Origin of the sequence: Mediterraneibacter butyricigenes, from assembly GCF_003574295.1 — a bacterium.
GTDB lineage: Bacteria > Bacillota > Clostridia > Lachnospirales > Lachnospiraceae > Mediterraneibacter_A > Mediterraneibacter_A butyricigenes.
In genome coordinates, this window is sequence record NZ_BHGK01000006.1 from 1 (window position 1) to 2,275 (window position 2,275).

Consider the following 2,275-nt stretch of genomic DNA (forward strand, 5'->3'; position numbering starts at 1 on the left):
ATTTTTTCGGCAGTTTTTCCCTGATAAAAGGCTTCATCCACTCCGTGGGCTACAGTCTGTTCCAGCAGATCAGCCAGCTCCGGGTTATACTGGGTTTCGCCAAAGCGGTAGTAAGAGCCATCTTCCTTCAGATAGAGTTTGCGGAAAGACTCGGACAGACGCATTTTGCGTTGGACGGAGTCATCTTCCATGGTTAACTCCCCGGTGTAGCTGGTGCCGAAGCCTTCGCGGGCACAGCGGATTGCAGGAGCGGCTACCTCAGCCCAGGACATGGTGCCGTGCTCCTTCAGCACAGTATCCATTGCGCGCAGCAGGCTGGAATTGCTACGGATTGGCCGCCCAAGTCCTTCCACTCGTCTTGGACCTCACCATCTTTCATAAAAAGGTCCGGTCCTGCAGCTGCGGGAGCAACACCGCGGGCATCCAGAGCTAAGGTTTTGTTCTGGCTGGCGGAGTAAAGAAGGCTGAAGCATCCGCCGCCAATGCCGAGTGATGAGGTTCCACAACGGATAAGGTTAATGATACAGCAACTGCCGCATCAAAGGCATTTCCTCCCCGTTTCAGGATTTCCAATCCGGCGCGGGTGGCATACCCGTTGTTGCAGCTGATGGCGCCCAATCTCCGTGGGCAGAGGGCTTGGACCACTTGGAGGGCCACATATATTGCTGCTTTTTTCGTCTTTCATAGGATAATTCCTTCCTTTACTGGGAATAAGTCAGGCTACTTCCGCTTTTTTGCTGGTAGCAAGGGAAACAACAATGCCCACCGTGTAGCTGACCAACACAACCGGGTAAACGGCCTCAAGCATATCGGTCAGACCGAGCAGCATCCATACCACACCCACGGCCATACCGGTAGCCATAGACCAGAATGCGCCCTGCTTGGTGCAGCGCTTCCAAGTCAGGCCGACCAGAATGGGCGAAACTGACCGGAGCGGCAGCAACGTGCTGGAGAGTGAGGAACAGGTTCGTCAGGGCGTTGCTGGGCAGGAACAGAGCAGGGATCAGGGTCAGGTAGGCAAATACAAAGGTGATGAGCTTGGAGAGCTTCAGTACCTTGGTGTCATCGGCGTTGGGGTTAATTTCGGTTTTGTAGATGTTGGTGATGATAGTGCCAGTGGCCAGCATCATGGTAGCCATGGTGGCGGCAATGATCATGGTGGCAAATGCGAAGACAACGCCAGCAAAGACAGGGCTGCTCAGAGTTTTCACTGAATAGGCAAAGGCGGTGGAGCCGTCACCCAGGTCGGCGCCGGATACCTTGGCGAAGATTCCGCAGGTAGCAGTGAGCAGGCAGATGGGGGCAGCAAACACGTAGCCAAGAATGGAACCGGTGCGGGCAGCCTGAGGACTCTTGGCAGCCAGAAGGGGCTGAAGAACAGACTGCATAACGGCGGTGCTCAAGCAGCCGCCCAGAATCCAGGCGATGATGCGCTGCGTAGGCATATTACCCATAGAAGAATACTCTGCGGGCAGTTCAGAATCATGGCAGAGAATCCGCCAAACTTGGGCAGGGTAGTCAGTACAAAGAAGATCAGAAGAGCATAAATTCCAATGCACACCACGCGGCCCACCGAGGACATGCCGCGCATACCGGAAAAGCTGGTGTAGATGACTGCGATGGTCAGGCCGATGAGCATGGCCAGAGTTACATTCAGGTTGGGAATGGCGATCTGGATAATGCTGGCTACGGTTTTCAACTGGGTAGGAATGTACAGGAAACCGTAGACGATCCAGGCGTAAGAATAGAGCCGGTAGGTCCGGGTATCAAAGCGCTTTTGGAGATAGACAGGAACGGAATCGCCGGGCATATTGTTGCGGATCGTTTTAGCAAAGATGGCAAGAGCAATAAAATAGAAGGATCCGGCAATGGAGTACCAGGCTCCGGCTACACCTAGATTATAGCCGTTTTGTGCAGCGCCGACTACTGCCATTCCGCCGATCTGCCAAGCGGCAAATACGCAGCCAAGCGTAACAGCTCCCATGGTCTTGTCTCCGCCGGACCATTGATTGGCACTTTTGATCTTGGTTCCAGAGTACACTCCGATCGCTACGATGATCACAAAGGTAATGATCCATGTTGCGATTAACATGATAGATTCCCCCGCTTTTTGATTTTATATGCAGCGTCACAGCACAATCTGTTCCGGACCAGATTCAGGCGTGAGACACCAGCAAACTAAATATGTAATATATTACAGAAGAAAATAAAAATCGGCCCGCAATCAAAATTTTAAATTTTTGTAAATGCAGACCGATGATCGACGTGATTTATT

The 2,275-nt window shown here is 52.6% G+C and carries 2 protein-coding genes and 1 pseudogene; all 3 read right to left on the reverse strand.

Features of this window, described 5'->3' with window-relative positions; all coding sequences use genetic code 11:
- Positions 1 to 657 (reverse strand): annotated as a pseudogene (locus KGMB01110_RS16000) (gamma-glutamyltransferase); the annotation flags it as partial.
- A gap of 143 nt (positions 658 to 800) precedes the next feature.
- Entirely contained in the window at positions 801 to 1,454 is a 654-nt protein-coding gene (locus KGMB01110_RS15570; protein WP_279220937.1) for a sodium:solute symporter family transporter, read from the reverse strand.
- A complete protein-coding gene (locus KGMB01110_RS15575) occupies positions 1,400 to 2,092 on the reverse strand; it encodes a sodium:solute symporter family transporter (protein WP_279220938.1) in 693 nt (230 codons plus the stop codon). Before KGMB01110_RS15575 ends, KGMB01110_RS15570 begins: the two co-directional genes overlap by 55 nt.
- Positions 2,093 to 2,275 lie beyond the last annotated feature (183 nt).

Coding starts and splice junctions, on each gene's coding strand:
- KGMB01110_RS15570 (WP_279220937.1), bottom strand. CDS start 1,454: ATGGGTAATATGCCTACGCAGCGCATCATCGCCTGGATTCTGGGCGGC.
- KGMB01110_RS15575 (WP_279220938.1), bottom strand. CDS start 2,092: ATGTTAATCGCAACATGGATCATTACCTTTGTGATCATCGTAGCGATC.